The sequence below is a fragment of the Nocardia sp. N2S4-5 genome (assembly GCF_044628355.1).
Classification (GTDB): Bacteria; Actinomycetota; Actinomycetes; order Mycobacteriales; family Mycobacteriaceae; genus Nocardia; species Nocardia wallacei_B.
This window is the reverse complement of record NZ_JBIUPM010000001.1, coordinates 5,383,572-5,410,286: the sequence shown is the minus strand read 5'-3', so window position 1 is coordinate 5,410,286 and position 26,715 is coordinate 5,383,572. Positions and strand designations below refer to the sequence as shown.

The 26,715-nt window shown below is 69.9% G+C and carries 28 protein-coding genes; 14 read left to right on the top strand and 14 right to left on the bottom strand.

The window, feature by feature from the left end; translation table 11 throughout:
- Positions 1 to 112 precede the first annotated feature (112 nt).
- The 8 genes from ACFMRZ_RS24775 to ACFMRZ_RS24740 all read right to left on the bottom strand — a co-directional run bounded on the left by ACFMRZ_RS24775 (position 113) and on the right by ACFMRZ_RS24740 (position 6,922).
- Positions 113 to 1,198: an NAD(P)/FAD-dependent oxidoreductase gene (locus ACFMRZ_RS24775; protein ID WP_400180938.1), complete on the bottom strand. Its 1,086-nt coding sequence runs from the start codon at positions 1,196 to 1,198 to the stop codon at positions 113 to 115.
- 105 nt (positions 1,199 to 1,303) lie between these two features.
- Positions 1,304 to 2,182 carry an RNA polymerase sigma-70 factor gene (locus ACFMRZ_RS24770; protein ID WP_400180937.1) on the bottom strand — a complete coding sequence of 293 codons (879 nt, stop codon included), beginning with the start codon at positions 2,180 to 2,182 and terminating at the stop codon, positions 1,304 to 1,306.
- A 90-nt stretch (positions 2,183 to 2,272) separates the two neighbouring features.
- Complete coding sequence (locus tag ACFMRZ_RS24765; protein WP_280271070.1) at positions 2,273 to 2,509, bottom strand: hypothetical protein; 237 nt, start codon at positions 2,507 to 2,509, stop codon at positions 2,273 to 2,275.
- 99 nt (positions 2,510 to 2,608) lie between these two features.
- Positions 2,609 to 3,034, bottom strand: coding sequence for a hypothetical protein (locus ACFMRZ_RS24760; protein ID WP_400180936.1), 426 nt, complete (start codon positions 3,032 to 3,034; stop codon positions 2,609 to 2,611).
- A 102-nt stretch (positions 3,035 to 3,136) separates the two neighbouring features.
- Positions 3,137 to 3,490 carry a UBP-type zinc finger domain-containing protein gene (locus ACFMRZ_RS24755; protein WP_280271072.1) on the bottom strand — a complete coding sequence of 118 codons (354 nt, stop codon included), beginning with the start codon at positions 3,488 to 3,490 and terminating at the stop codon, positions 3,137 to 3,139.
- The gene (locus tag ACFMRZ_RS24750; protein ID WP_280271073.1) at positions 3,490 to 4,971 is read right to left on the bottom strand and encodes an ATP-binding protein; all 1,482 of its coding nucleotides are present in this window, start codon (positions 4,969 to 4,971) and stop codon (positions 3,490 to 3,492) included. Before ACFMRZ_RS24750 ends, ACFMRZ_RS24755 begins: the two co-directional genes overlap by 1 nt.
- A 12-nt stretch (positions 4,972 to 4,983) precedes the next feature.
- Positions 4,984 to 6,657: an FAD-dependent oxidoreductase gene (locus ACFMRZ_RS24745; protein ID WP_280364748.1), complete on the bottom strand. Its 1,674-nt coding sequence runs from the start codon at positions 6,655 to 6,657 to the stop codon at positions 4,984 to 4,986.
- 67 nt (positions 6,658 to 6,724) lie between these two features.
- Entirely contained in the window at positions 6,725 to 6,922 is a 198-nt protein-coding gene (locus ACFMRZ_RS24740) for a hypothetical protein (protein ID WP_280271075.1), read from the bottom strand.
- A gap of 243 nt (positions 6,923 to 7,165) precedes the next feature.
- Here ACFMRZ_RS24740 and ACFMRZ_RS24735 point away from each other — a divergent pair, with 243 nt between their 5' ends.
- Positions 7,166 to 7,615: an SRPBCC family protein gene (locus tag ACFMRZ_RS24735; RefSeq protein WP_280364750.1), complete on the top strand. Its 450-nt coding sequence runs from the start codon at positions 7,166 to 7,168 to the stop codon at positions 7,613 to 7,615.
- 6 nt (positions 7,616 to 7,621) lie between these two features.
- Here the strand turns inward: ACFMRZ_RS24735 and ACFMRZ_RS24730 are convergent, their stop codons facing one another.
- Positions 7,622 to 8,665 carry a beta-ketoacyl-ACP synthase III gene (locus tag ACFMRZ_RS24730; RefSeq protein ID WP_280364753.1) on the bottom strand — a complete coding sequence of 348 codons (1,044 nt, stop codon included), beginning with the start codon at positions 8,663 to 8,665 and terminating at the stop codon, positions 7,622 to 7,624.
- 252 nt (positions 8,666 to 8,917) lie between these two features.
- Here ACFMRZ_RS24730 and ACFMRZ_RS24725 point away from each other — a divergent pair, with 252 nt between their 5' ends.
- From ACFMRZ_RS24725 to mnhG, 11 genes are all read left to right on the top strand, one after another.
- The gene (locus tag ACFMRZ_RS24725) at positions 8,918 to 9,190 is read left to right on the top strand and encodes a GlsB/YeaQ/YmgE family stress response membrane protein (RefSeq protein ID WP_400180935.1); all 273 of its coding nucleotides are present in this window, start codon (positions 8,918 to 8,920) and stop codon (positions 9,188 to 9,190) included.
- A gap of 124 nt (positions 9,191 to 9,314) precedes the next feature.
- Positions 9,315 to 10,031, top strand: coding sequence for a phosphatidylserine decarboxylase (locus ACFMRZ_RS24720; protein ID WP_280271078.1), 717 nt, complete (start codon positions 9,315 to 9,317; stop codon positions 10,029 to 10,031).
- Positions 10,028 to 10,906, top strand: coding sequence for a CDP-alcohol phosphatidyltransferase family protein (locus ACFMRZ_RS24715; protein WP_400180934.1), 879 nt, complete (start codon positions 10,028 to 10,030; stop codon positions 10,904 to 10,906). Before ACFMRZ_RS24720 ends, ACFMRZ_RS24715 begins: the two co-directional genes overlap by 4 nt.
- A gap of 24 nt (positions 10,907 to 10,930) precedes the next feature.
- Positions 10,931 to 13,147, top strand: coding sequence for an AAA family ATPase (locus ACFMRZ_RS24710; RefSeq protein WP_400180933.1), 2,217 nt, complete (start codon positions 10,931 to 10,933; stop codon positions 13,145 to 13,147).
- Between the two features lie 51 nt (positions 13,148 to 13,198).
- On the top strand, positions 13,199 to 14,542 hold the full coding sequence (locus tag ACFMRZ_RS24705; RefSeq protein ID WP_400180932.1) for a hypothetical protein: 1,344 nt from the start codon (positions 13,199 to 13,201) through the stop codon (positions 14,540 to 14,542).
- A 123-nt stretch (positions 14,543 to 14,665) separates the two neighbouring features.
- Complete coding sequence (locus tag ACFMRZ_RS24700; protein ID WP_400180931.1) at positions 14,666 to 17,524, top strand: Na+/H+ antiporter subunit A; 2,859 nt, start codon at positions 14,666 to 14,668, stop codon at positions 17,522 to 17,524.
- Positions 17,521 to 17,904 carry a Na(+)/H(+) antiporter subunit C gene (locus ACFMRZ_RS24695; RefSeq protein ID WP_280271083.1) on the top strand — a complete coding sequence of 128 codons (384 nt, stop codon included), beginning with the start codon at positions 17,521 to 17,523 and terminating at the stop codon, positions 17,902 to 17,904. The genes ACFMRZ_RS24700 and ACFMRZ_RS24695 overlap by 4 nt, the downstream gene beginning before the upstream one ends.
- On the top strand, positions 17,901 to 19,517 hold the full coding sequence (locus ACFMRZ_RS24690) for a Na+/H+ antiporter subunit D (RefSeq protein ID WP_280271084.1): 1,617 nt from the start codon (positions 17,901 to 17,903) through the stop codon (positions 19,515 to 19,517). The genes ACFMRZ_RS24695 and ACFMRZ_RS24690 overlap by 4 nt, the downstream gene beginning before the upstream one ends.
- Positions 19,514 to 20,062: a Na+/H+ antiporter subunit E gene (locus ACFMRZ_RS24685; protein ID WP_280271085.1), complete on the top strand. Its 549-nt coding sequence runs from the start codon at positions 19,514 to 19,516 to the stop codon at positions 20,060 to 20,062. The genes ACFMRZ_RS24690 and ACFMRZ_RS24685 overlap by 4 nt, the downstream gene beginning before the upstream one ends.
- Positions 20,062 to 20,322, top strand: coding sequence for a monovalent cation/H+ antiporter complex subunit F (locus tag ACFMRZ_RS24680; RefSeq protein WP_280271086.1), 261 nt, complete (start codon positions 20,062 to 20,064; stop codon positions 20,320 to 20,322). The genes ACFMRZ_RS24685 and ACFMRZ_RS24680 overlap by 1 nt, the downstream gene beginning before the upstream one ends.
- Positions 20,319 to 20,666: a monovalent cation/H(+) antiporter subunit G gene (gene mnhG / locus ACFMRZ_RS24675; RefSeq protein ID WP_280271087.1), complete on the top strand. Its 348-nt coding sequence runs from the start codon at positions 20,319 to 20,321 to the stop codon at positions 20,664 to 20,666. Before ACFMRZ_RS24680 ends, mnhG begins: the two co-directional genes overlap by 4 nt.
- On the opposite strand, the gene ACFMRZ_RS24670 is transcribed toward mnhG, so the two are convergent.
- The 5 genes from ACFMRZ_RS24670 to ACFMRZ_RS24650 all read right to left on the bottom strand — a co-directional run bounded on the left by ACFMRZ_RS24670 (position 20,663) and on the right by ACFMRZ_RS24650 (position 25,021).
- Positions 20,663 to 21,976: a DUF5933 domain-containing protein gene (locus tag ACFMRZ_RS24670; protein WP_400182964.1), complete on the bottom strand. Its 1,314-nt coding sequence runs from the start codon at positions 21,974 to 21,976 to the stop codon at positions 20,663 to 20,665. The genes mnhG and ACFMRZ_RS24670 overlap by 4 nt on opposite strands.
- Before the next feature lie 122 nt (positions 21,977 to 22,098).
- Entirely contained in the window at positions 22,099 to 23,244 is a 1,146-nt protein-coding gene (locus ACFMRZ_RS24665) for a glutamate--cysteine ligase (RefSeq protein ID WP_400180930.1), read from the bottom strand.
- Positions 23,245 to 23,254: 10 nt separating this feature from the next.
- Positions 23,255 to 23,971, bottom strand: coding sequence for a superoxide dismutase[Cu-Zn] (gene sodC, locus ACFMRZ_RS24660; protein WP_400180929.1), 717 nt, complete (start codon positions 23,969 to 23,971; stop codon positions 23,255 to 23,257).
- Between the two features lie 126 nt (positions 23,972 to 24,097).
- A complete protein-coding gene (locus ACFMRZ_RS24655) occupies positions 24,098 to 24,661 on the bottom strand; it encodes a LytR C-terminal domain-containing protein (protein WP_400180928.1) in 564 nt (187 codons plus the stop codon).
- Between the two features lie 39 nt (positions 24,662 to 24,700).
- The gene (locus ACFMRZ_RS24650) at positions 24,701 to 25,021 is read right to left on the bottom strand and encodes a DUF3263 domain-containing protein (RefSeq protein ID WP_280271533.1); all 321 of its coding nucleotides are present in this window, start codon (positions 25,019 to 25,021) and stop codon (positions 24,701 to 24,703) included.
- 147 nt (positions 25,022 to 25,168) lie between these two features.
- Between ACFMRZ_RS24650 and ACFMRZ_RS24645 the strand changes: the two genes are divergently transcribed.
- The gene (locus tag ACFMRZ_RS24645; RefSeq protein ID WP_280271532.1) at positions 25,169 to 25,759 is read left to right on the top strand and encodes a peptide deformylase; all 591 of its coding nucleotides are present in this window, start codon (positions 25,169 to 25,171) and stop codon (positions 25,757 to 25,759) included.
- Positions 25,749 to 26,711, top strand: a complete 963-nt coding sequence (locus ACFMRZ_RS24640) for a GNAT family N-acetyltransferase (protein ID WP_280271531.1) — start codon at positions 25,749 to 25,751, stop codon at positions 26,709 to 26,711. The genes ACFMRZ_RS24645 and ACFMRZ_RS24640 overlap by 11 nt, the downstream gene beginning before the upstream one ends.
- Positions 26,712 to 26,715: the final 4 nt, after the last annotated feature.

Below are 26,715 nucleotides of genomic sequence, written 5' to 3'. Positions count from 1 at the left end.
AACAATAGGTTGACTACATACGCAACGTCAACGATTAGTTGACGCGAGTTCGCGTCGAGCGAAATTTTCCGGCAGTGCGGCAGTCCAGCGCCTGGCCGCACGGCAAATTCGCTCACCCCTTCGCGGGCCGCGCCGCGCCGCGCACGATGAGTTCCTTGACCCAGGCCGCGGGACGGCCGGTGAGCGCGCGGCCGGTCGGGGTGTCGTCGGGGCGGACGAACTGGATGACGCCGTCGCGGCGGCCCAGGCTGAGGCACTGGATGTAGTACCGGAAGCGCAATGGGGCAGGCTCCTCGCCGCGCAGGCGGGCGAGCACCGCCGTGGCCGCGTGCGCGCCGGTGGGCAGCGCGGTGGCGCAGGCCATGCGGAGTTCGCGTCCGCCGGGGCCCGCGATGGCCGCGGCGTCACCGGCGGCGTAGACGGCCGAATCGGAGGTCCGCAGTGCCTCGTCGACCAGTAGGCGGCCGCGGCCGTCGACGGCGAGCCCGGCCTCGGCGGCGAGCGTGGGTACCTCGAAACCCGTTGTCCACAGCACGGTTTCGGCGTCGAACCGGGTGCCGTCGGCGAGGCGCAGGCCGTCCGGCAGCACCTCGACCACCTTCGCGCCGGACCGCACCTCGACACCGAGCCGGTCCAGCGTGGCGCGGATGTGGCGGCGGGCGCGGTCGGACAGCCAGGCACCCGGTTCCTCCGAACTCACCAGTGCCACTGCGAGATCCGGGCGTGATTCGGCGAGTTCCGCGGCGGTCTCGATGCCGGTCGACCCGGCGCCGACGACGGCCACGCGGCCCGATGCCGCCTCCCACCGCGCGACATCCTCGGGGGTGGCGACGGTTCGGGCGTATTGCCGCACGCCCTCGACGCTGTCCACGTCGGCGGCACTGCCGAGGGCATAGACGAGCAGGTCGTACTCGACGACGGCGCCGTCGGCCAGGGTGATTCGCTTCAACCCGGGATCGAGCGCCACGGCCCGGCCCTCGATGAAGCGAATCTTCTTGCGCTCCAGCAACTCTCGCAGGTCTCGGCGCGGAATCGGCTGTCCGGCGGCCAGCTGGTGCAGCCGCACGCGCTCGACGAACTGCGGCCGCGCGTCCACCACGGTGATCTGCGCGTCGCGCGCGCGGCGAGCCAGCTTGCCCGCCGCCGACAGGCCCGCGTACCCGGCGCCCAGCACGACGATCCGTTGCTCTCCGGTCATGAGTGACTCCTTTTCGAGAAGGCCGACACTTGTCAGACCGGGTAGCGCCGGAATGCCTGACAGGTTTTGTGAGTGGGGTGGGTCACAGGCCACCCGAGGACCGGGTCAGGCGGTGCGGGCGTAGTAGGCGAGTTTGGCGGGGTTCAAGATGAGGCGGACCGCGGAGATGTTGTCCGCGTTGAGGTCCGCGGAGCCGATGACGAGCACGGTGTCGGCGACTCGGGCTACCGCGGCGGGGGCACCGTTGATTTCCTCGATGGTGAGTTCGAGGCCGGGGACGGTGCGGGTGAACAGGCCGGTCAGGTAGCGGGCGACCCGGGCGGAACCGGTGACCGGGCGCCGGGCCGCGGTGACCTCGCCGCCGCCGTCGGCCAGCGCCACGATGTCGGCGGCGAACATCTGCTCGAGGGCCGTGAGGTCGCCGGCGCGGGCGGCCGCCACGAAACGTTCGAAGAGTGCGCGGGCCTGATCGGGGGTCGCGGTGAAGCGGTTGTTCCCGCTGCGGACGCGGCGGCGTACCCGGCTGTACAGCTGCTGAGAGTTGGCCTCGGACAGCTCCAGCATCTCGGCGACCTCGCCGTGCGTGTAGCCGAAGGCCTCGCGCAGGACGAATACCGCGCGCTCCACCGGGGACAATCGTTCCAGCAGTGTGAGCATCGCCATCGACACCAGTTCTCGCTGCTCGGCCGATTCCAGCGGTCCGAGTTCGCCGCGGCCGGTCGGCACCGGCTCCGGCAGCCACGGCCCGACATAGGTCTCCCGGCGCGCGCGGGCCGAATCCAGCCAGGTGCGGCACAGATTGACCACCACCGTGGTCAACCAGGCTTCGGCGGAACGGATCTCGGCACGGTCGGTGACGTCCCAGCGCAGGTAGGCCTCCTGCACGGCGTCTTCGGCCTCGCTCGCCGCGCCGAGCATGCGGTAGGCGAGGGCGAACAGGCGCGGCCGGTGCCGCTCGAATTCGGCCAGTCCCGTCTGGTCCACCGCTCACCCGCCTTCGTCCGCAATCGTCGGGCGACGATACCCGCTACGCGCCCGGTGCCGTGACGGCCCTCGAGGACACCGCCGTGGCGGTCAGTTCGGCGCGACGGTCGGCGGTTCGGCCGAGGTCGTGGGTTCGCGTTCCGGGCGCGGCAATCGGAGGTCCGGGAGGCGGAGCTTCGGACGTTCGCTGGTGGTCGGCGCGACGGTGGTGGTGGCCGGGGTGTTCCGGCGCAGTTCGCTGCCGCCCGAGCCACTGTCCGGATCACAGGCGGTGAGTGTGACCGCGACGGCACCGGCGGCCAGCACCGCAATCGCCAACTTCTGCACGGGATTTCCCCCCGATCGGGCGCCACACCTGCCGCGGCGCATGCGGAAACGGTGCGCCCCAGCCCTTATCGACCGCCTAACGATCGGTTAACGCGGAACCTACTTCTCGGTGATGCCGATGGCCTCGGCGACCGGGGTGTCGGCTTGGCTGCCGGCCAGGCAGACCAGTTTGGCGGTGCCCAGCGCGACATTGGGGCTGCCGTCGAACTTGGAGCCCGGGTTTTCGGCGAGTATCCGTTCCAGCAGCGACTTTTCGGCGTCGGTGTCCAGGGTCTTGAACTCGCCGCAGGTCGTTTGCGAGGCGGGACCGAGGGCGGCATTACCCGACCCGGCCGCGGTCGTCGGGAGCGGCGCCGGGGACTCCGGCGGGGCGGGAGACTCCGGCGGCGCGGGGGCCGCGGAGGTGGACGGCGCGTTTCTACGCAGTCCGGCGGCGTCGGTGCCGGACTCGTCGTTGCCGCCGCAGGCGGTCAGGCCCAGTGCCAGTGCGCTCAGCACGACGGCAGTCGCCGAAAGTCGTTTCATAAACGTCCGAATCCCGGTTGTCGCATGCACCGGGTCAGTCCGGCGCGCGTCGCACAGTACCGGGCTCGGCCGAGATTGAAAACCCGGTGCGGGCGCGTAGCCTCAGTGGATCTGTTGCTGCCAGTCGCGCGGCACCCGATCGCGCGGGCCCGGTGCGGTCTGGTCCTTCGGATGGTGGTGCGGCGGCGCCAGTTCGGGCCCCTCGCCGTACATCTCCTCGGTGCGGAAGTTCCAGAACCATTCCTCGCCGGGCTCGTAACTCTGTACGAACGGATGCCCGGTGGCGGCGAAGTGCTTGCTCGCGTGCTGTTCCGGCGAGGAGTCGCAGCAGCCGACGTGCCCGCACTGCGCGCAGCGCCGCAGATGCACCCACCACCCCTGGGCCGCTTCGCATTCCACGCAGCCGGGCCCGCTGGGCGCCACCGCGGGGTCGATGCCCTCGATCGTCTCGGCCATCACTCACCTCCGGTATCGGTTTGCACGACTTGGTTTTCCGATCCTTCGTCGGCGGCGGCCGGGTTCAGCGGCAGCCGCACGATGAAGCGGGTGTCGCCGGGAACCGACTCGACGCGGATGTCGCCGCCGTGCTTCTTCACCACGATCCGGAACGAGATGTCCAGTCCCAGACCGGTTCCCTCGCCGACCGGCTTGGTGGTGAAGAACGGCTCGAAGATCCGGTTGCGGATATCGTCCGGCACGCCGGGCCCGGTGTCGCCGATCGACACTGCGGCACAGTCGTTCTCGCGGTAGGTGCGCACGGTGAGCGTGCCCGCGCCGGCCATCGCGCCGACCGCGTTGTCGATCAGATTGGTCCACACCTGATTCAATTCCGCGGCGTAGCAGGGCACCTCGGGCAGGGTGCGGTCGTAGTCCTTGACGATCGCGATGCCGTCCCCGATCTTGCGAGCCAGCATGACCAGGGTGCTGTCGAGCAGTTCGTGGAGGTCGACCACCTGGAACGGCGCCCGGTCCATCTGCGAGTACTGCTTGGCCGCGTTCACCAGCGAGGAGATTCGCACGGTGGAGTCGGTGATCTCGTTCATCAGGAGCTCGGTCTCGACCGTGTAGTTGAGCCAGCGGATCGCGCCCTCGAAGACGCCGTTGTCGGCGCCCTCCAGCGTGCCCGCGACCTTCTCCAGCCAGTCGGTGTCGAAACCGGCCTGCACGAAGGTCGGCGCGATGTCCCAGCCGTTGGCGATGCCGTGGTCGGTGAGCCAGTCGCCGAGCTCGTCCTCGCGGTCGGCGGCCTCCAGCGTGGTCAGCGTCGGGGCCTTGGCGACCTGGGTGGCCGCCTCCTCCTGCAGCTGCACCAGCGCCTCCAGCGCGGACGAGTCGAACTTGCCGTGCGCCATCATCTTCAGCTTGTGCCGCATCCCGGCGACCCGGTCGCGCAGCGACGAGGTGGCCCGCACCGCCGCGGCCGCGGGGTTGTTCAGCTCGTGCGTCAGACCCGCCGACAGCGACCCGAGGGCCAGCAGCCGCTCGCGCTGGCCGATGATCTCGTTGGCGTTGCGGTTGCCGAAGAACACCCCCTCGAGCAGGTGCAGCGCCATCGGGAACCACTCCTGCATCATGCGGGCGAAGGTCCCGGCGTCGAGCACGAAGAATTTCGACGGCCTGGTCACCGTAAGCGTGCCGTTGTAGTTCTGCTCGGCCTTGTCGCCCATGTACGCGGTCCAGGCGCCGGCGTAGGAGCCGCGGTGGTCGGTGCGCACCAACTCGATCTCCTCGCCGGCGGACAGTTTGGTCAGCACGACCTCGCCGTCCATCAGCACGTAGAAGCAGGTCGCCGCGTCACCCTCGCGGTACACCAGCCCGGGTTCGAACAGTTCCACGCGGCCGTCGCGGCACAGCCACGCCAGTTGGTCGTCGTCGAGCTTCTCGAACAGGAACAGCGTCCGGAGTTCCTCCGGATCGCAGATCGCCTGGGTGCCCATCCGGCACACCTCCTACTGTTTCGCGATGTATCGGTGGACGAGCATGACGGCCATCGCGCCCTCGCCCACGGCGGACGCGACCCGTTTCGCCGACTCCGAGTGCACATCGCCGGCCACGAAGACGCCGGGGACGCTGGTCTCGAGGTGGTGCGGGGGCCGCGGCAGTTCCCATCCGGCGGGGCGATTGCCGTCGACCAGCAGGTCCGGACCGGCGAGCACATAGCCCGCCGCATCGCGCGCGACCAAGCCGTCGAGCCAGTCGGTCTCGGGCGCGGCGCCGATGAACAGGAACAACCGCTCGGCCTCCACTTTTTCTTCCGTGCCGGTGGCGTTGTTGCGCAGCACGATCCGCTCCAGGTGATCGTCGCCGTCGGCGGAAACCACCTCCGTGCAGGTGTGCACCTTGATGTTCGGGATCTGCTCGATCTGCCGAATCAGGTAGTGCGACATGGACTTGTCGAGAGAATCGCCGCGCACCAGGATGTGCACGGTCCGCGCGTTGCGGGACAGGAACACCGCCGCCTGGCCCGCCGAGTTCGCGCCGCCCACGATGTAGATTTCGCGGTCGGCGCAATCGGCGGCCTCGGTCATCGCGGCGCCGTAGTACACGCCGCGCCCGGTGAAGTCGTCCACGCCCGGCGCCGGATGATGGCGATAGTTGACGCCGGTGGCGATGAGCACCGAATGCGCCGCGACCGAACTGCCGTCGTCGAATCGCACCACCCGGGCCGAACCGCACACCTCGAGTTCGACCACGCGGCGCGCGGTGATCAGCTCGGCGCCGAACTTGACCGCCTGCCGACGAGCCCGATCGGCCAGCTGCGCGCCCGACAACCCGTCGGGGAAGCCCAGGTAGTTCTCGATGCGGGAACTCTGACCGGCTTGGCCGCCGGTCGCGGTGCGCTCTACCAGCACGGTCCGCAGCCCCTCGGACGCGCCGTACACCGCGGCGCCGAGCCCGGCCGGGCCGCCGCCGACCACGATGAGGTCGTAGAAGTCGCCGGTCGGATCGGTGTTGAGACCCACGCTGCCGGCCAATTCGCTGTCGCTCGGGGTGATCAGCGCCTGCCCGGTGGCGTCGATCACGACGGGGCACTGGTCCTGAGTGGCGCCCGCGGCCACGAGCAGCCGCGCGCCCTCCGGCTCGTCGGCCAGGTACCAGCGGTAGGGCAGCTGGTTGCGGGCGAGGAATTCGCGCACTTCCGAACAGCGGGCGGACCAGCGGTGACCGATCACCTTGGTCTCGTGCACGGGGCGATGATCGTCGCCGCGCCACGCTTCGAGCAGCGCGTCGATCACCGGATACAGCTTCTCCTCCGGCGGATCCCAGGGCTTGAGCAGATAGTGATCGAGATCGACGACATTGATCGCCTCGATCGCGGCATTGGTATCGGCATACGCGGTGAGCAGCACCCGGCGCGCGTACGGATGCAGATCCATCGCCTGTTCCAGGAATTCGATGCCGTCCATCCCCGGCATCCGGTAATCGGCGATCAACACCGCAACCGGTTGACCCCGGAGTTTCATCTCGCGCAGCGCGTCGAGCGCCGACGCACCCGATTCGGCGCGCAGAATTCGATAATCCGCCCCGTAGCGGCGCCGCAAGTCGCGGACCACGGCCCGGGAGACGCCCGGATCGTCGTCGACGCTCAGGATTGCCGGTTTGGCGACAGCTGGTGAAGTCACATCGAAAGTATGGGCGTCGACGCAAGCCCGCGTGTCCCGCGGCCGGAGATCGGACCCCCGAGTTCGCTCACAGCCGATGGTGCTGGACCAGATCCAGCTCCGTCGGAGTCAGCAATCGCTCCAGTCGCTCCTCGCGCTCGGCGGCGCGACGTCTGGAACTCCTACCACTCGACCCCACCCCCGCAGTGATGTCTTCCGAATCGGAAACCGGCAGCAGCGGAACGGAATCCGCCTGACTGCGGTGGAGGGGAAAGCGCAGTTTCACGGCCGATCACCTCACGTTGGACGAAAACTCGGGCTCAGTCGGTTGCTTCATTGCCTTCCGCTTCATCTATCCGCCATTGTGCGTCGTTTATTACAGAAGGGGGTACCCATCACATCAGAATGTGATCTAGTTGATTTTCAATCGAGTGTGGTCCGGATCACTGAACGTGCCGCGCGATGGGTACACGGACCTGCTGTCCCAGTACGATTCCCGGTACCGATCGTCACACTCCCGGAGGCAGCGTTGCCGAACACTCTCGAAGCCACCGTCGACATCTCCGCCCCGCCGGAGCGGGTCTGGGCGGTTGTCTCGGACCTGAAGCGGATGCCCGAGTTCAGCCCGAACACGGTCCGGATGGTCTCGCTGGGCGCGCTGCGCACCGGCGCCTGGACGGTCAATCTCAACCGCGACGGCCGCAAGTACTACCCGACCACCTCGCGCATCGTCCGGCTCGAGCCCAACCGCGCGTTCGCGTTCCGGATGAACGAGAACGGCACGGTGTGGAGTTACACGCTGGAGCCGACCGAGTCGGGCACCAGGCTGATCGAACGTCGCGATGTGCCCAACGGGGTCCGCAAGCCGGTGCGCGTGCTGATCGACGCGTTCCTGGGCGGCGAGCAGCAGTTCGAGGAGAACCTGGTGCGCGGCATGAACGAAACGCTCGGGAAGATCAAGGCCGCCGCCGAGCGGTAGCTCCGCTCAGGCGTGCCCCTCGGTGTGCCAGTTGGGCAGCTTGACGACCTGCGCGGCGTAGGACAGGCCCGCGCCGAAGGCCACCAGCAGGGCATCGGCGCCGGGTTTGGTCTCGCCGCTGCGTAGTAGGGCTTCCATGGCCAGCGGGATGGAGGCGGCGGAGGTATTGCCCGTCTCCTCGATGTCGTTGGCCAGGGCGCAGTCCTCGGGCAGCTTCAGTTCGCGGGCCATGATCTCGATGATGCGGCCGTTGGCCTGGTGCGGGACCATCGCGTCCAGGTCCGCGGGGGTGAGCCCGGCCCGGTCGATGGCGTCGAGGCAGACCTTCTTCAACGAATGCGCGGCCCAGCGGAAGACCGCGGTGCCCTCCATCGCGAGGTACGGGCGGACGGCGTCGAGGCCCTTCTCCTCGATCTCGCCGAAGAACTCCATCCAGTCCTTGTCCTGACGGATGGCGTGGTGCTGGGTGCCGTCCGAACCCCAGACGGTCGGGCCGATGCCCGGCTCGTCGGACGGGCCGATGACGACCGCGCCCGCGCCGTCGGCGAACAGGAACGCGGTGCCGCGGTCGGCCGGGTTGATCGCGTCGGTGAGGCGTTCGACGCCGATGACCAGCGCGTGCCCCGCGCTGCCGCCCTTGACCAGGTCGGATGCCAGGCCCACGGCGTGACAGAACCCGGCACAGCCGGCCGAGATGTCGAATGCCGCGGGGTTGCTCAGACCCAGTTCGGTGGCGATCTGCGGCGCCGCGGCCGGGGTGAGCAGCAGCCACGTGGACGTGGCGACGATGACACAGCCGATCTGGTCGGGACTCACGCCGGCCGCCGCCATCGCGTCGCGCGCCGCCGCGGCGCTCATGCCGATGATGGTTTCCGAATCGGAAGCGAACCGCCGGGTCTTGATGCCCGAGCGGGTGCGGATCCATTCGTCGCTGGACTCGATAGGCCCTGCGACCTCGTCGTTGGTGACCACCCGGACCGGGCGGTACACGCCGAGCCCGAGCATCGCGGTGTGCTCCGCCCCCGTGACCTGGGCGAGTCGAGCAGCCATCGTGCTTCTCCTAGGTACCTGCCTGGCAGGGGTGTCACGGGCCTGGGGCCCCACCCGCGCATCGAACATTCCTTCATCGGGCCCTCACCGGGCGGGCTCGCTGGCGAGACCGCAGACATGAGGCCCCCTCATATTAGCCGGAAGATTATCGGGCGTCGTGGGTATTGTCACAATCGATCGGGTATTGCCACTCCACGAGCCGGTTATACGACCGGCAGTGACCTGTTCCGACGAGTGATTCGAGGACACATCATGCTCGGTCTGGGAATTATCGGCTGGATCATCATCGGCGGCTTGGCCGGTTGGATCGCCAGCAAGTTCATGGGGACGGACGCCCAGCAGGGCATCTTCCTCAACATCGTGGTGGGCGTCATCGGCGGCCTGCTCGGTGGGTTCCTGCTCAAGTTGCTGGGGGTCGACGTCAAGGGCGGCGGCATCATCTTCAGCTTCCTCACCTGCCTCGGTGGCGCGGCCATCCTGTTGTTCCTGGTGGGTCTGGTCACCGGGCGCCGAAAAGTGGGCTGAGCCCGGCGGACCCGCACTGCCGCAGCGACCCGGTCGCTGCGGCAGTGTGCTGTCGCAGCACACCCCCGAGCGCGGCATGTCCCGTAAGGTGTGTGCGACTTGTCCGCGCACGAAAGAGGAGCCCGTGGCCCGCCGCCCCACCCCGCCCGGCACGCCCGACCGCACCGGTCTCGGTCATGTCGCCGACCTGGTCCGCGATGCGATCCCCCCGCTGCATCCCGCCGGCCTGCCGTTCGTGGCGACGCCGCTGGCCGTCGCATTGCTGGCCCGGCGCCGGAAGTGGTTGCGGCGCGGCGGTTTCGCGGCCGCGGCGGCGACGGCGGCGTTCTTCCGGCACCCGCACCGCGTGCCGCCGAACCGGGCGAACGTCGTGATCGCCCCCGCCGACGGGCAGATCGCGCTGGTCGACACCGCGGTGCCGCCCGCCGAACTGAACCTCGGCGACGCCGAACTGCCCCGGGTGAGCATCTTCCTGTCGGTACTGGACGTGCACGTGCAGCGCACGCCGGTATCGGGCACCGTGCGCGAAATCGCGTACCAGCGCGGCCAATTCCGCTCCGCCGATCTGCCCGAGGCCAGCTCGGTCAACGAGCGCAACAGCATGGTGCTGGAGACCGACGCCGGGCAACTGGTGACGGTGGTGCAGATCGCGGGGCTGCTGGCCCGGCGGATCGTGTGTGATGCCAAGGTCGGCGACAAGCTGGCCATCGGCGACACCTACGGGCTGATCCGGTTCGGTTCCCGGGTCGACACCTACTTCCCGGCCGGGACCCAGCTGCTCGTGAACCCCGGGCAGCGCACCATCGGCGGGGAGACGGTGCTCGCCGAACTGCTGTCATGATCGAAGAGACCGTGACCGAGCACGGACGACGACGACGGACGGTCCGGCTGCTGCCCAGCATCGTGACGATCCTGGCGCTGTGCGCGGGGTTGTCGGCGGTGAAATTCGCCCTCGAGGGTTCGCTGAGCACCGCGGTGGCCATGATCGGCGCGGCGGCCGTGCTCGACACCCTCGACGGCCGGCTGGCCCGAATGCTCTCGGCCACCACCAAGATCGGCGCCGAACTCGATTCGCTCGCGGACGCGATCTCCTTCGGCGTCTCGCCCGCACTGGTGCTGTACGTGACGTTCCTGAACCAGGACAGCCGAGGCTGGATCATCGCGCTGATCTATGCGGTCAGCATCGTGTTGCGGCTGGCCCGGTTCAACACGCTGATGGACGACGACACCCGGCCGGACTGGCAGCGCGAGTACTTCGTGGGTGTGCCCGCGCCGGCCGCCGCGCTCATCGGAATGCTGCCGCTCGTGGCCCATCAGCAGTTCGGCAACGGCTGGTGGAACGAATTTCCTCTGGTGGCGGCATGGACGATCTTCGCGGCACTGCTCGCGGTCAGCGCCATCCCCACCCTGGCGATGAAGTCGGTCTCGGTGGCGCCTCAGGCCGCGGCCCTGCTCCTGGTCCTGGTCGCCCTGGCCGCTGCCGCGCTGGTCACCTATCCGCGCGTCCTGCTGATCGTGCTGGTGGTGCTGTATCTGGCCCACATCCCGTTCGCCTGGCGCTCCCAACGCTGGGTCGCGGCCCGGCCCGAGACCTGGCACCACAAACCGGCCGAACGCCGCGCCCAGCGCCGCGCCGCCCGCCGCCGCCCGGCCCTGCGGGTGGGGGTGTCGACATCGCGGTTACGGCTGCGGCGTCCCGGCTCCCGCCAGCGCTGACCGGACACCCCCATAATGGGTCGGGTGCCGGAACTGTCGCTCACCGCTCGCCTGAACCGCTCGGCCGCCGATACTCGCCGGGGGGTGGTGCGGTTGCATCCGGAGGCCCTGGCGGCGTTGGGGTTGCGGGAGTGGGACGGGATCGCGCTGATCGGATCGCGGCGGACGGCCGCGGTGGCGGGTGTCGCGCCCGCGGGGACACCGGCCGGGGTGATCCTGCTGGACGACGTGACGCTGTCCAACGCCGGGGTGCGCGAGGACGCGACGGTGGTGGTGACGCCGGCCACGGTGTTCGGGGCGCGGCAGATCTCGGTGACCGGATCCACCCAGGCCACCCACAGCATTCCGGAGGCGACACTGCGCCAGGCGCTGCTCGGCAAGGTCGTCACGGTCGGTGACGCGGTGTCGCTGCTCCCGCGCGATCTCGGCCCGGGTACCAGCACCGCCGCTGCGACACAGGCGCTTTCGCGCACCTTCGGGATCGCGTGGACCTCGGAGCTGCTCACCGTCACCGCGACCGATCCGGTGCGCGGACCTGTGAGTGTGCAGCCCAACAGCGCGGTGGTGTGGGGCGCCGGCGTGCCCGCGGCCGACGCCTCGCACGATCCCGGCGCCGGATCCGACAGCCAGTCCGGTGCGCCCGGGACCCGGATGCTGGTGCGCGAGCGGCCGTCCGCGGTGGACGTCGCGGACCTGGCCGGGGTGCGCCCGCAGGCGGCGAAGCTCTCGGAATGGCTCAGCCTCGCGCTCGACGAGCCGGAATTACTCAAAACCCTCGGCGCCCCACCACATCTCGGCGTGCTGGTCACCGGCCCGGCCGGGGCGGGGAAGGCGACGCTGGCGCGGGCGGTGGCCACGCCGCGCCGGATCGTGGAGCTGGACGGCCCGACGGTCGGAGCCACCGAGAGCGGCACCCGGCTGCGCGAGGTCGGGCTCGCGGTCTCCGAAATCTGTTCCGGCGCAGGCGGGGTCCTGCTGATCACCGATATCGACGCGCTGCTGCCCGCCGACCGGGAACCCGTCGCCACGCTGATCCTCGACCAGTTGCGTGCCGCGGTAGCCACCGCGGGCGTGGCCTTCCTGGCCACCACCTCGCATCCCGCCGGTGTCGACAGTCGTTTGCGCGCACCGGATCTGTGCGATCGCGAGATCACCCTGACCCTGCCGACCGCGGCCGTGCGCAAGGATCTGCTGGAGCAACTGCTGCGCAAGGTGCCCACCGGCACCCTGCAACTGGACGAGATCGCCGCGCGCACACCGGGATTCGTGGTCTCCGACCTGGCGGCGCTGTGCCGGGAGGCGGCGGTGCGGGCCGCGTCGCGGGCCAGCCGTGACCACACCGAGCCGGAACTGACCCAGCCCGACCTGGTCGGCGCGCTACAGGTGATCCGCCCGCTGTCCCGTTCGGGCACCGAGGAATTGGCGATCGGCAGCCTCAGCCTCGACGACGTCGGCGACATGATCGAGACGAAGCAGGCGCTGACCGAGGCCGTGCTGTGGCCGCTGCGCCATCCGGATTCGTTCGCCCGGCTCGGTATCGATCCGCCGCGCGGCGTGCTGCTGTACGGGCCGCCGGGGTGCGGCAAGACCTTTCTGGTGCGGGCCCTGGCGGGCACGGGCCAGCTCAGCGTGCACGCCGTCAAGGGCGCGGAGCTGATGGACAAGTGGGTCGGCTCGTCCGAGCGCGCGGTGCGCGAATTGTTCCAGCGCGCCCGCGATTCCGCGCCGTCGCTGATTTTCCTGGACGAGGTGGACGCGCTCGCGCCGCGCCGCGGCCAGAGCAGTGACTCCGGCGTCGGGGACCGGGTGGTGGCGGCCCTGCTCACCGAATTGGACGGCGTGGAGCCGCTGCGCGACGTGGTCGTCGTGGCCGCGACCAACCGCCCCGAACTGATCGATCCGGCGCTGACGCGCCCGGCCCGCCTGGAACGCCTGGTCTTCGTGCCGCCCCCGGACGCTGCCGCCCGCGCCGAGATCCTGCGCACCGCCAGCCGCTCGGTCCCCTTGGCCGCCGACGTGGATCTGGCCGCCCTGGCCGCCGACCTGGAGGGCTACTCGGCCGCCGACTGCGCCGCCCTGCTGCGCGAATCCGCCCTCGCCGCAATGCGCCGCGACGTGGATACCGCCGACATCACCGCCACCGACGTCGCCGCCGCCCGTGCCGCGGTGCGGCCGTCGCTGGACCCGGCACAGGTCGAATCGCTCCGCCGCTACGCCGACCAGCGCAACCGAACGCCCTGACGCCCGGCAGGTCTGCGGCTATGTGACCTTGATCGTGGGTATTTTCAGCAGGTGCGAACCAGTGCCGCGGTGTTCGAGACGGTCACGGCCGGTCTCGCAACCCTGGTTGCCGGGATGTCGCTCATGCTCCCGATCGACTTCACGTGGACGTCGGGGGCCTCGGCACTACAGCTGGATCTGCTCGCGCACAGCCTGCCGCACGCCATCGCCGCCGGCGCCGTCATCGGGCTGATCGTCGCGGTATTCGCCACGACCGTGAATCACGGCCTGGCGGCATGGGGTTCGGCATTGTGCGGCGCCGTGCTGTTGCTGGTGACACATCTGATCGGCGCGCACAGCGGCCCGGATGCCTCACTGGCCACGGTGAATTTCGTCGACGCGATCGCGGGCGGGATCCTGCTCGGCGGTATCGCGACGGCCGTGCTGCACGGGCGGCTGCAGGTCTTCGGCTGGACGCTCGGCGCACTGGGCAGCATCGTCGTGGGCGCGGCGCTGCCCGTGCAGCACGGCAACGCGTTCGGCGATCCGGACCGCTACGGACGCTGGCCCGCGGTCGATTCGCCGCCGCCGTGGCTGATCGCGGTGACCGTGGTGCTGGTCGGATTCGGCACGCTGGCCAACCGGCACACGACCGAGGTGGAGCGGCGGTCCATCGAGCTGCCGATGGCCCCGATCGTGGCCGGCCTGATCTACGTGGTGGCGACGCTGGCCGGCACCGAATGGCTGAACCGCCATCCGGGCAGCACCGTCCACATCGCGCTGACCGTCGGCGGCACCGTGGTCGCCGGGTTCGTCGCCGCGATGCTGCTGCCCCGCCGCGACGGAACCCTGGTGCTGCTGGCGATCGCGCTGGCGGCGGTCGGCAGCGCGATCATGCCGTCCTGGCTGCCGGGCTGGTCGGCCGCGCCGCTGCTGGTGCTGCTGGCGCTGGGGATCGTGCTGGGGTTCCGGCGGCCGGGGCCGCTGCTCGCGCTGCTGCTGTCGACCGTGCTGGCACTGAGCTGCGTGATCACGCTCGACCACGACGAGAACCGGGTCCGCAACGCGATCGTCGCGGTGGTGCTGACCCTCGTCACCGGCTACAGCTTCGGCAGCGCCGCGCCCCGCTACAACCCGACCCGGGTGCTGGGTGTGTCGATCGTCTTCGTGCCGTCGGTGGTGCTGGCGCTGCGCGACCACGCCGACCGAGGCGATCTCGACACCGCGACGGCCGATGCCGGTCGCTGGTACGTCTGCCGGGTGCCCGCCACCGATTCGCCGGTTCCGCACTGGACCGCGCTCGCGATCACGGTGGGCTGCCTGGTCGGGCTCATCGCACTGCGGCGGCTGCGCGCGCCCGCCGTCGGCCCGGCGAGCGGCACGGCCGAACGCCCCGACGATCGCGAACCGCTCTGATTGCAGATATATAGCCGGTGGCCTCGAACATGTTCGACGCCATAACCACGGCAGCCGCGAATCCCGTAAGGGCCGAAGTAGTATCGACTGCGCACACCCCGCCGCCGACCGACGGAGTGAAGTTTGCTCGTAGTCCTGCTCGCCCACGCCGCCGCGGCCCTGTTCGCGCCGCCATGCGTGCGAGTGCTGGGTCGGCGGGCGTTCTATCTGCTGGCGCTGGTGCCGCTGGCGAGCCTGGGCTGGGTCGTCGCGAACTGGAACAGCGGGCGGGAACTGCACGTCGGCTGGGCGCCGGGCATCCACATGGATCTGGATCTGCGGTTCGATTCGCTCGCCTCCATCATGTCGGCGCTGGTGCTGGGTATCGGCGCGCTGATCCTCGCCTACTGCGCGAGCTATTTCGACGATGACGACCGGCAGCGGCTGGGCATCTTCGCGGGCTATCTGGTTGCCTTCGCGGGCACCATGTTCGGGCTGGTGACCAGCGACAACATGTTGTTGCTGTTCACCTTCTGGGAAGCGACGACCGTGCTGTCATTCCTGCTCGTCGGCCATCATGCCGAGCAGATCACGGGCCGCCGCGCGGCGCTGCAGGCCCTGCTGGTGACGGCCGCGGGCGGCCTGACGATGCTGGTCGGCATCATCCTGATCGGGCAGCGCTGCGGCACGTATCTGCTCTCGGAGATCCTGGTGCGGGCGGATCCGCAGGACTGGTCGACCTGTGTCGCCGTGGTGCTGATCCTGGTCGGCGCGCTGAGCAAGTCGGCGATCGTCCCGCTGCACTTCTGGCTGCCCGGCGCGATGACCGCGCCCACCCCCGTCAGCGCGTACCTGCACGCGGCGGCGATGGTGAAGGCCGGCATCTACCTGGTGGCCCGGCTGGCGCCGGTGTTCGCGGCCAGTGCGCCCTGGCATCCGATAATCCTCACCCTGGGCCTGGTGTCCATGCTGCTCGCCGGTCTGCGCTCGCTACAGGTGACCGACCTGAAGCTGGTGCTGGCCTTCGGCACGGTCAGTCAGTTGGGCTTCCTGGTCACGCTGGTCGGAATAGGCACGTCCGACGCGGCCCTGGCCGGGGTGACGATGCTCGTCGCGCACGCGCTGTTCAAGGCGTGCCTGTTCATGGTGGTCGGCATCATCGACCACAGCGCCGGAACCCGGGACCTGCGACGACTGTCGGGGCTGGGCCGGCGCGCGCCCGTGCTGTGCGGCACCGCGATCCTGGCCGGGGCGAGCATGGCCGGAATCCCGCCGCTGCTGGGATTCGTGGGCAAGGAGAGCGCGCTGGGCGCGATTCTCACCGCCGAGAATCTGACCGCGCCGGTGAAGGTGGCAGTGGGCACGGGCGTGGTCGTCGGTTCCATGCTGACCGTCGGGTACAGCCTGCGATTCCTCTGGGGCGCCTTCGGTTCCAAGTCCGTGGCGGTGGGAGCGCCGGAGCCGCAACTGAATTGGCATCCGCCCGGTGCGATGTTCGTGACCCCCGCGGCCTTGCTGGCGGTGGTGAGTCTGGCCGCGGGCCCGGCCGCGCCGTGGTTGGACCGGCTGCTGCGGCCCTACGCGGAGACGCTGCCCGGCGGCGAGCCCACCGATCTGGCGCTGTGGCACGGTTTCGGACATCCGCTGACCCTGACCATGATCGTGATCGCCTGCGGCCTGGTGCTGTTCGAGATCCGCGATCGCATCGGCGAGACGGCCAATCCCCGGCTGGGCAACGCCGACCGCGTCTACGACAAGACGCTGCGCGCGATGGACCAGCTGTCGCTGCGCATGACCGGTGCGACGCAACGCGGTTCGCTCCCGCTCAACCAGGCGCTGATCCTGATCACGCTGATCGTGCTGCCCACCGCCATGCTGGCGTTCGGCGCCCGGACCCGGGTGGGTCTGCGGCTGTGGGACTCACCGCTGCAGCTGATCATCGGGCTCATCATGGTCGCGATGGCGATCGGCGCCACCGTGATGCGCAATCGCCTGGCGAGCGTGCTGCTGGTCGGCGTCACCGGCTACGGCTGCGGCGTCATCTTCGCGCTGCACGGCGCGCCCGATCTGGCGCTGACCCAGTTCCTGGTGGAAACCCTGACGCTGGTGATCTTCGTGCTGGTGCTGCGCAAGTTCCCGGCCGAGATCGAACCCGACCGGGCCACCGCGTTCAAGGTGCGCCGCGCGCTGCTGGCCGCGCTGGTGGGCGCCGCGGTCGCGGTGCTCGCGGCCTTCGCCACCGCGGCGCGCGGCACCGATCCGATCTGGCACCGGATCCCGCAGGCCGCCTACAGTTTCGGCGGCGGGAAGAACGCGGTGAACGTGCTGCTGGTCGATATCCGCGCGTGGGACACCCTCGGCGAGATCTCGGTGCTGGTGGTCGCCGCGACCGGGGTCGCGTCGCTGATGTTCCGCAGCCGCCGCTTCGGCACGCTGCCCCGGGTCGCCGACGCGCCCGGCTACACGCCCGACCCGGACCGCAGCTACTGGCTGCCCGCGTCCCCGCTGCTCGCCCCGCGCCACCGCTCGATGGTGCTGGCGATGACGACGCGCTTGGTGTTCCCGACCCTCATGATGCTGTCCGCGTACTTCTTCTTCGCCGGGCACAATGCCCCCGGCGGCGGGTTCGCCGGCGGGCTCACCGCCGGATTGGCCCTGGTCCTGCGCTATCTGGCGGGCGGCCGCTACGAGCTGGCCGAGGCCCTGCCGGTCGACGCGGGTCACGTACTGGGCGCCGGGCTGGCGCTGTCCGCCGGCACCGCGACCGGTTCGCTGCTGCTCGGCGCGCCGCCGCTGTCGTCGGCGATCGTGGAGGTGACGCTGCCCCTGCTCGGGCACGTCAAGTTCGTCACCGCCCTGCTGTTCGACCTGGGCGTGTATCTGATCGTGGTGGGCCTGGTGCTCGACGCGCTGCGCAGCCTGGGCGCACGGCTGGACACCGAGGGGCCCGCGATCACGACGATCTCCACGCGGGCCGGGGAATCGACGAGGGAGACCCGATGACCGCGAACATCACGCTGCTCGTCCTGGTCGGCGTCCTCACCGCGTGCGGCGTCTATCTGCTGCTGGAACGCGCGGTGTCGAAGATGCTGCTGGGGATGATCCTGTTCAGCAATGCCGTGAACCTGCTCATCCTCACCGTCGGCGGACCGGACGGCCGCCCGCCGATCCTCGGCCAGACCGATCGGACACAACGGGATTCGGCCGACCCGCTGGCACAGGCGATGGTGCTGACCTCCATCGTGATCACGATGGGCCTGGCGGCGTTCGTGCTCGCGCTGGCCTACCGCGCCTACGCCCTGACCACCAGCGAGCGCGTCGAGAACGACCCCGAGGACGTGAAGGTGGCCGCGCGCCGCGAGGGCGAGGACCCCGAGCAATGACCCTCGCGCCCGGCCTGATGCCCACCCTCACCGCGCTGCCGGTGCTGATTCCGCTGCTGACCGCGGCGGCCACACTGATCGTCGGGCGCAAACCGCGAGTGCAGCAGATCGTTTCGATCGCCGCGCTGGCGGCGGTGGTGGTGATCGCCGGGCTGCTGCTCTACCTGGCCGACCGGGACGGGATGGCGGCACTGCAGGTCGGCCACTGGGGCACACCGATCGGGATCACGCTGGTGGTGGACCGGTTGTCGGCGGCCATGCTGCTGGTGTCGTCGATCGTGCTGCTGGCGGTGCTCGTATTCGCCGTCGGACAGGGCATCAGCGACGGCACCGAGCGGCAGCCCACCTCGATCTTCCAGCCGACGTATCTCATTCTGAGCGCGGGTGTTTCGATCGCCTTCCTGGCCGGCGACCTGTTCAACATGTTCGTCGGCTTCGAGGTGCTGCTGGCTGCGTCGTTCGTGCTGCTGACCCTCGGCGCGAGCGCGGACCGGGTGCGGGCCGGGGTGTCGTACGTGATGGTGTCGATGGTGTCGTCGCTGATCTTCCTCACCGGCATCGCACTGGCGTACGCGGCGACCGGCACCCTGAACCTGGCGCATATGGCGGTGCGAATGGGCGAGGTGCCCACGGGAATTCGCAGTGCCGTCTACGCCGTGCTGCTGGTGGCCTTCGGCATCAAGGCGGCGGTGTTCCCGCTGTCGAACTGGCTACCCGACTCCTACCCCACCGCGCCCGCCCCGGTGACCGCCGTCTTCGCGGGCCTGCTGACGAAAGTCGGTGTGTACGCCATCATCCGGATGCACACGCTGCTGTTCCCGTCCGACAGCTTCGACAACGTGCTGATGGTGTGCGGGCTGTTCACCATGCTGATCGGCATCCTGGGCGCCATCGCGCAGAGCGATATCAAGCGACTGCTGTCGTTCACGCTGGTCAGCCATATCGGCTACCTGATGTTCGGGGTGGGGCTGAATACCGCGGCCGGGCTCACCGGCACCGTCTTCTACGTGGCCCACCACATTCTGGTGCAGACGACGCTGTTCCTGGTGGTGGGCCTGATCGAGCGGCAGGCCGGGTCGGCGTCGCTGAGCCGGCTCGGCGGGCTGCTCGCCGCGAGCCCCGCGCTGGCCCTGCTGTTCGGGATCCCGGCCCTCAATCTCGGTGGCATTCCGCCGCTTTCGGGCTTCATCGGCAAGGCCGCGCTGCTACAGGCGGGCGTGGCCGACGGCAGCGTGCTGGCCTGGGTGCTGGTGAGCGGATCGATCCTGACCAGCCTGCTGACGCTGTACGCGATGGCTCGGGTGTGGAGCAAGGCGTTCTGGCGGCCGCGGGTGCAGGCGCCCGAGGGTGATCTGGCCGACGCGGCGCCCTCGGGGCTGATCGACGAGTCGACCGACGTGCAGTTCGACGACCGCGTCGACCCCGGCCGCATGCCGCGCCTGATGCTGGCGCCCACCGTCGCGCTGCTCGCGGTCGGGCTCTCGCTCACCGCCTTCGCGGGCCCGGTGCTCGGCATCGCCGCGCGCGCCGCCGACGAGTTGAACGATCGCGGACGATACCTGGAAACCGTGCTGGGAACGCCGGATTCGTGGCGGTCGGGAGGCGACCGATGAGCCGCGAAACCGTCGTCCGCATCGGTGTGCTGCTGTGGCTGGCGCTGGTCTACACGGCGCTGTGGGGCGATCTGAGCGTCGCCAACACGCTGGCCGGGCTGGCGATCGGCGCGGTGATCATGGTGGCGATGCCGCTGCCGCGGGTGCCGGTCTCGGGACGGCTGCATCCGCTGTCGCTGCTCGAATTGATCGTCGTCGCTTCGTATTACGCGCTCGAATCCAGTCTGCAGATCGCCTGGTTCGCGGTCCGCCCGGCCGGTGCGCCCGTGTCGGGAGTGCTGCGGGTGCGGATGTCCATCCGCTCGGACCTGGTCTTCGTGCTGTGCACCGACGTGCTCAACATGATTCCCGGCACCATGGTGCTGGAGCTGGACCGGTCCACGCACACCGTCTGGGTGCACGTGCTGGACGTGGGCAGCGAGGCGGCGGTGGACAAGTTCTACCGCGTCACCCGCCGGGTGGAGCGGCTGCTGATCCAGTCCTTCGAACGGCCGGGCGAGTGGCACGAGTCGCCCCGGGCCGCAACCGCTTCCGAGGAGGATTGATGACGGCCGTCGCACTGATCACCGGGGTACTACTGGTCGCCGCGGCCCTGCTGACCAGCTACCGGATCCTCGCCGGGCCGAGCACCCTGGACCGCGTGGTCGCCATCGACTCCATCATCGGCATCGCCGCCGCGGGACTGGCGGTGTGGGCGACCTACAGCGACGACACCGCGGTGCTGCCCGGCATCGTCGCGCTGGCGCTGGTCGGATTCCTCGGCTCGGCCGCGGTCTCCCGGTTCCGGGTGCGGGACGACCGATGACGGGCTGGCTCGATACCGCGCTGCGCGGGCTGTCGTTCGGGCTGATGGTGCTCGGCGCCGCCTTCGCCCTCACCGCCGCGATCGCGCTGGTGCGTTTCCCCGACACCCTCTCCCGCATGCACGCCGCCACCAAACCGCAAGTGGTCGGACTGGTCCTGATCCTGATCGGTGCCACCATCCAGCTGCGCGGCCACGGCAACGTGTGGATGCTGCTGCTGGTCGGGCTGTTCACCCTGCTGACCATTCCGGCCGTGGCCCACCTGCTGGGCCGCACCGCCTATCGCGAACAGCGCGACCGCGACGGTCTGCTGCTGATCAACGAACTCGGCGACGACGTGGACTAGGCCTGTCGCGCCGCGGGTTCGGCCGCCTCGGCCGGTTGCGCCGCCGGGGTGCGGGCGAACCAGGTCGCGTAGAACAACCAGAAGTAGGCGGCGACGACACCGAGCACGAGGACGCCCGCCGGAACGGGATATTCGGCCATCCACAGGGCCAGGTAGCGATAGCACAGCAACAGCGCCGCCAGCAGCGCGAGACCACCGGCAACCACGCGGAGGCGGGCGCGATCCCAGCCGCGTTCGGGCGCGCGCAGCACGGATTCGACGGTCAGGCACAGCACCGCGCCCGCGAGCAGGTCGGCGCCGTAGTGGTAGCCGAAGCCGAGGGTCGCGGTCAGGGTCGCCGCCAGCCAGAACGCGCCGCCCCAGCGCAGCCAGCGCGGCGCGGGCGAACCGTCGGCGGCGCGGCGCGAGTGCAGGAAGACCGTCGTGGCCCAGGCGGTGTGCATGGAGGGCATGCAGTTGCGGGGCGTCACGGTGTCGAAGCCCAAGAGCCCGGGATGGTAATCGACGGGCGGCACGATACGCGGCCAGTAGTCGCCCACCTGCAGGCCGTGACCGTCGGGGCCGAACGCGAACATCGGCCCGACCACCGGGAACAGCACGTACACCACCGGCCCGACCAACCCCAGCGCCAGGAACGTGCGCACCAGATAGTGACTCGGCCAGATGCCGGTCGAGGCCACCCGCCGCAACTGCCACGCCGCCACCACCATCGCCGCCACCGGCAGCTCGATGTAGACCCAGTGCAGCACCGCGAACACCACCGGGCCGAGCGCGTCGACGACCTGCCCCAGCACCCAGGAGGGCTGCCCGAAGGCGTGATCGGCCAGCAGCACGTACCGGTCCAGCACGTTCGGCCCGGCCATCACGGTCACGTGCAGCCACACGTCGCCCACCTTGGTGGCGAGGATCAGCAGCGCGCCCAGCGCCGCCGCGTGCAGCGCGTTGCGCCGGGCCGTACCCTCCCAGCGGAACCGGGCGACCAGCGCCAGACCGGTCAGCGTGATCACCGCGCCGTTGCCGATGGTCAGCGATCCACCCAGCAGCAACCGCGCGATCGCGAACACCACATCGATCCCCAGCGCGATGCCGACGGCCCAGCAGCGCCGCCGCCACGACAGCCCGACCAGCGCCAGCGCCAAGCCCGCCCAGGGCACCGACACCGACTTCGGCGTCCCCGCGTAATCGGACCACAGGCTGTGCAGCGGGCCCTCGAAACCGTTGCGGGAGGCCACGATCTGCAACGCGATCAGGAGCACGGGCACGGCCGCCACGGCGACGACGATCCGGGCCCGGGTCGACGGCCTCCGGATCCGGCCGCGGCGAGCGTCACCACCGAAGTCGGAACGCGGGTCGTCGAGTAGCACCCGACCATAGTAAACGGGCGATGAACGCCACCCCGCCGCGCAGCTGAACGACCGACCACCGGCCGGTGCTAGGCGTCCAGTTCCTTGACCAGGGCGTCGACCACGGCCACCAGATCACCCTGGGCGGCGGCGGCCACGCGGCGCTGCCGCTGGTAGGAGGCGCCGCGCTGGGGAATCTCCGCGACCAGCGCCAGCTCCTTCTCGCAGCCGAGCTGTTTCGCGACCGGCTCGAGGCGATTCAGCAGCTCCGACAGGTCGTCGGTGACGAGGCGTTCGTTGCTCTGCGCGTCGGTGATGATGATCGCGTCCAGGCCGTAACGTGCTGCGCGCCACTTGTTTTCCTGCACATGCCAGGGCGGGATGGTGGGCAGCGTCTCCCCCGCCTCGACCCGGCGATCCAGGTCCACCACCAGGCAGTGGATGAGCGCGACGATCGCGGAAAGCTCGAGGCGCGTGGGTATTCCGTCGCACACCCGGACCTCGATGGTCCCCCATTTCGGCGCCGGGCGGATATCCCAGTGCATGCCGCCCAGCTGCTCGATCACGCCGGTCTTCATCTGGTCGTGCACGAAACCCTCGAACTGCGACCAGTTCTCGAACTGGAACGGCAGGCCGGCGGTCGGCAGTTGCTGGAACATCAGCGCCCGGTTGCTGGCGTACCCGGTATCGATCCCGGCCCACATGGGTGAGGACGCGGACAGCGCCAGCAGGTGCGGGTACGACAGCAGCAGCGAGTTCAGGATCGGAAAGACCTTCTCCGGGTGCGAGACTCCGACGTGAACGTGCACGCCCCAGATCAGCATCTGCCGCCCCCACCACTGGGTGCGTTCGATGAGTTCGTCGTAATGCGCTGTGCGCGTGAGCTGTTGGGTCGACCACTGAGCGAACGGGTGGGTGCCCGCGCAGAACAGGTCCACCCCGACCGCGTCGGCGGCGCTGCGCACGGCGTCCATCGTGCCGCTGAGGTCGTCGACCACCTCGCCGACGGTGTCGTGCACGCCGCTCACGAGCTCGACGGTGTTCCTCAGCAGTTCCTTGGTGACCTGCGGGGTGCCGTCGTGGGCCCGCAGGTCACCGACGGTGTCGAAGACCGCGGCCGCGGTGTTGGAGAGATTGCGGGTGTTCTTGTCGACCAGCGCGATCTCCCACTCGACCCCCAGCGTGGGGCGGGGCGAGCTGTTCCAGTGAACTTTTCCGACGCCGGCCCCACCCATGGCAACCGCGCTACCCGATGACGCCGCAGGCCACCCGGCTGCCCGCGTCACCGGTCGCCAGCGTTTCGGCGTCCGGGCCGGCGGTGCCGTTGGCCTGGGTGTATCGGCTGGGGACGTTGCCGAAGTTGTCCGCTCCGGCGTGGATCATCAGGGCTTTGCCCTTCAGTTCGTCCAACGTCACGGCGTCGGTGGTGGTGACCAGCTTGGCGGTGCCGTCCTGGCGCACCTCCAGCGAGGTCAGGTCGCCGCTGGCCGGGTGCGAGTTCTGATCGCCCACCTGCAGATGGCCACCCGCGGACAGGAAGTCGCCGGCCGGGCCGCCGGCCGGCGCGGTGGAGTTCACCTCACACTTGCCGACCTGGTGCACGTGCAGGCCGTGGAAGCCGGGCTTGAGCCCGTGCGCCTCGACCGTGATCTCGAGGTGGCCGCCCGACTTGACCACCGACGCGGTACCGACCTGGACCCCGGCGGGATCCTTGAGCTGCACCGAGACCGCATCGCCCGGGGTGGCGCTGTGCTCGGTGCTCCCGTGCCCGCTGCCGCCGTGCTCGCCGGTGCCGGTGGCCTCGCCGCCGGGCGCCGCCGAACCCGTCCACACCGGCGGAGTGGTCCCCTTGACGTCACTCGATTCCTGGCTGTTGGTGCAGGCCGCAAGGCCGAACACCGCGACCGCCAGCACCGGGGTCACAGTCCACCAGGACGGGCGACGAGTTGTGGACGGGGCCATCGGGGAACTCCTTTACGAGTACCGAGTTTACGAGTAATGCCGTGTGGACGAATTCGTTACCGGTCAAGATGATGCCAGAGCCGTTACGCCGTGGAGCCGTGGGGCCGGGTTGGTAGAGACGACCGTTCAGTTCCCTGTGACGATGACGATCACGCCGGGCGGATTGCTCGCGATCCCGGCGAATCGCGGCTCCGCCGAGACGCCGAGTTCTTCGGCGACCTCCTGGGCCGCGGCCCGCTCGCCCGGTGAATTCCCGTAGTAGACAGTGGTTTTCGGGATGACCCCGCCCGGGTAGTTGCCGGTCTCCGCGATGGTCCAGCCGTCGGCGGAGAGCTGACCCGCGGTCCGCGCGGCCAGACCCGCGACCGTGCTGTTGTTCAGCACGTGCACGGGCACCGACTTGGCCGCGGTCGGTGTCGTGCTGGGAGCGGTGGTCGTCGTCGTGGACGATGTGGTCGTGGTGGTGGTCGTGTCGGCGGCCGAGGTGGTGGTAGCGGCCGGCTTGGACGACGTGGTGCTGGTGGGCCGGCCCTGCGTCGCCTGTCCCTGTGTCTCGGTGTCCGAGGCCGTGGACTCGGAACTCGACAGCGACATCGCGCCGAGGCCGGCGAACACGATGGCCAGTGCGATCAAAACCATCGCGAGCGCTCGCAGCGGCGGTCCACCGGAGGGCGGATTGGGGTTGCTCACCTGGTCGACCCTAGTCCTAGGCGGGCGTGCACGCCCGCATCACACCTGGAAGCCCAGCCGCCGGGCGGCGCGGGCCTTCTGCCGGCTGGCCCGCAGCCGTCGCAGCCGCTTCACCAGCATCGGGTCGGCGGCCAGCGCCTCCGGCTTGTCGACGACGGCGTTGAGGACCTGGTAATAGCGGGTGGCCGACATGCTGAACAGCTCGCGGATGGCTTCTTCCTTGGCGCCCGCGTACTTCCACCACTTGCGCTCGAAATCGAGAATCTCGAGTTCGCGACGGGTGAGTTCGCCGGCGACCTCCGCACCCGTGGAAGAGCTGTCCTCGCTTGCGGAAAGATCACGTGCCGCTGCGCTGTCCATATCGCTCCCTCGCCGAGTTACAACTGACGACTCGACGCTCATTCAACCATGAACGCGAGCGATGCCCGCTGCGTCGCACGGCGTGTCGGCGTCGCCGACGTGTCCGTCGCCGTGCCCGGTTCGGGCCTCCGCGTAAAGTGACCGACCATGGCGATTCTCCCGATCCGCATCGTCGGCGATCCGGTTCTGCACCATCCGACCCAGCAGGTCACCAGGTCACCGGAGGAACTCGCCGAACTCGTCGCGAACATGTACGAGACCTTGGACGCGGCGCACGGCGTGGGGCTGGCGGCCAACCAGGTGGGTGAGCCGCTGCGGCTGTTCGTCTACGACTGTCCCGACGTCGGCGCGGACGGCAGCATGAACCGGCGGCGCGGCGCGGTGATCAACCCGGTGCTGGAGACCTCGGAGATCCCCGAGACGATGCCGGATCCCGACGACGACGAGGAGGGCTGCCTGTCCGTGCCGGGCGAGCAGTTCCCCACCGGACGCGCCGAGTGGGCGCGCGTCACCGGGACCGACGAGCACGGCAACCCGGTCGACATCGAGGGCAAGGGCTTCTTCGCCCGCATGCTGCAGCACGAGGTGGGCCACCTCGACGGCTTCCTGTACGTGGACGTGCTGGTCGGGCGCAACGCGCGGGCGGCGAAGAAGGCGATCAAGCGAAACGGCTGGGGCGTACCGGGTTTGAGCTGGCTCCCGGGCACCGTGCCGGATCCGTTCGGGCATGACGACTGAACCGCCCGGCATACCGCCCGGCCGGCGGGTGGTGGTGCGGTACCGGCTGCCGGAGGGTTATCCCCAGCAGTTCACCGATGTGATCGGCGAGCTGGTCGCGCTGGACCCGCCGACCGTCCGCACCGCCGACGGTCAGACGGTGGCCATCGCGGCCGATCGCGTCGTGGCGCTGAAACCGCTGGGGCCCAGGCCGATTCGGACCCGCGAGATTCGCGCGCTGGAGGCGGCGGCCTGCGACGGCTGGCCCGGCACCGACCGCGCCGTGCTGGACGGCTGGGTGCTCGCCGCCGGGCACGGATACACCAATCGCGCCAATTCCGCCGTGCCGGTGGGTAGTTCGGAATCTCCGGCGCAGGTCCATCCGGAGACGCTGCGCCGCATCGGCGAGTGGTACACCGGCCAGGGCCTGCCGCTGCAGTTGCGGCTGCCCGACCGGCTGGCCCCCGTGCCGTCCGGCTGGCGGACCTGGGGCCATACGCGCGTGCTGGCCATCGATATCGACAACTTGGTACTGCCGCAGGGTCCCTCCATGGTGCGGATCGACGCAACACCGCACGCGGGCTGGCTGGAGCTGTACCGATTCCAGGGCGAGGACACCGTGCCGGTGCCGCCGCCACAGCCGGACGAGGCGGTGCTGACCGCGGTGCGCGACGGCGAGATCGGTTTCGCCGCACTGGGTTTGCCCACCGCGCTGGCCGTGGGGCGCGGCGCGGTCACCACCGCGCCGGACGGCCGCCGCTGGGTCGGACTCACCTGCGTCGCCGTGGCCGCCCCGCATCGCCGCCACGGCCTGGGCACCCTGATCTGCGCCGAACTCGTTCGCTGGGGCCACCGGCACGGCGCCACCCACGCCTACGTCCAAGTGGCGGTGGACAATACGAGTGCGCAGGCGATGTACCGCGAGATGGGCTTCGTCGAGCACCACGACTATCGCTACGCGGCCCCGGCCTGACCGG

What these genes read in the sequence shown, in the direction of transcription:
- ACFMRZ_RS24640 (WP_280271531.1), top strand. Translation starts at nt 25,749, where the DNA reads ATGACGACTGAACCGCCCGGCATACCGCCCGGCCGGCGGGTGGTGGTG.
- ACFMRZ_RS24690 (WP_280271084.1), top strand. Translation starts at nt 17,901, where the DNA reads ATGACCCTCGCGCCCGGCCTGATGCCCACCCTCACCGCGCTGCCGGTG.
- ACFMRZ_RS24755 (WP_280271072.1), bottom strand. Translation starts at nt 3,490, where the DNA reads ATGGCCGAGACGATCGAGGGCATCGACCCCGCGGTGGCGCCCAGCGGG.
- ACFMRZ_RS24760 (WP_400180936.1), bottom strand. Translation starts at nt 3,034, where the DNA reads ATGAAACGACTTTCGGCGACTGCCGTCGTGCTGAGCGCACTGGCACTG.
- ACFMRZ_RS24750 (WP_280271073.1), bottom strand. Translation starts at nt 4,971, where the DNA reads ATGGGCACCCAGGCGATCTGCGATCCGGAGGAACTCCGGACGCTGTTC.
- sodC (WP_400180929.1), bottom strand. Translation starts at nt 23,971, where the DNA reads ATGGCCCCGTCCACAACTCGTCGCCCGTCCTGGTGGACTGTGACCCCG.
- ACFMRZ_RS24730 (WP_280364753.1), bottom strand. Translation starts at nt 8,665, where the DNA reads ATGGCTGCTCGACTCGCCCAGGTCACGGGGGCGGAGCACACCGCGATG.
- ACFMRZ_RS24665 (WP_400180930.1), bottom strand. Translation starts at nt 23,244, where the DNA reads ATGGGTGGGGCCGGCGTCGGAAAAGTTCACTGGAACAGCTCGCCCCGC.
- ACFMRZ_RS24725 (WP_400180935.1), top strand. Translation starts at nt 8,918, where the DNA reads ATGCTCGGTCTGGGAATTATCGGCTGGATCATCATCGGCGGCTTGGCC.
- ACFMRZ_RS24645 (WP_280271532.1), top strand. Translation starts at nt 25,169, where the DNA reads ATGGCGATTCTCCCGATCCGCATCGTCGGCGATCCGGTTCTGCACCAT.
- ACFMRZ_RS24775 (WP_400180938.1), bottom strand. Translation starts at nt 1,198, where the DNA reads ATGACCGGAGAGCAACGGATCGTCGTGCTGGGCGCCGGGTACGCGGGC.
- ACFMRZ_RS24680 (WP_280271086.1), top strand. Translation starts at nt 20,062, where the DNA reads ATGACGGCCGTCGCACTGATCACCGGGGTACTACTGGTCGCCGCGGCC.
- ACFMRZ_RS24695 (WP_280271083.1), top strand. Translation starts at nt 17,521, where the DNA reads ATGACCGCGAACATCACGCTGCTCGTCCTGGTCGGCGTCCTCACCGCG.
- mnhG (WP_280271087.1), top strand. Translation starts at nt 20,319, where the DNA reads ATGACGGGCTGGCTCGATACCGCGCTGCGCGGGCTGTCGTTCGGGCTG.
- ACFMRZ_RS24685 (WP_280271085.1), top strand. Translation starts at nt 19,514, where the DNA reads ATGAGCCGCGAAACCGTCGTCCGCATCGGTGTGCTGCTGTGGCTGGCG.
- ACFMRZ_RS24715 (WP_400180934.1), top strand. Translation starts at nt 10,028, where the DNA reads ATGATCGAAGAGACCGTGACCGAGCACGGACGACGACGACGGACGGTC.
- ACFMRZ_RS24650 (WP_280271533.1), bottom strand. Translation starts at nt 25,021, where the DNA reads ATGGACAGCGCAGCGGCACGTGATCTTTCCGCAAGCGAGGACAGCTCT.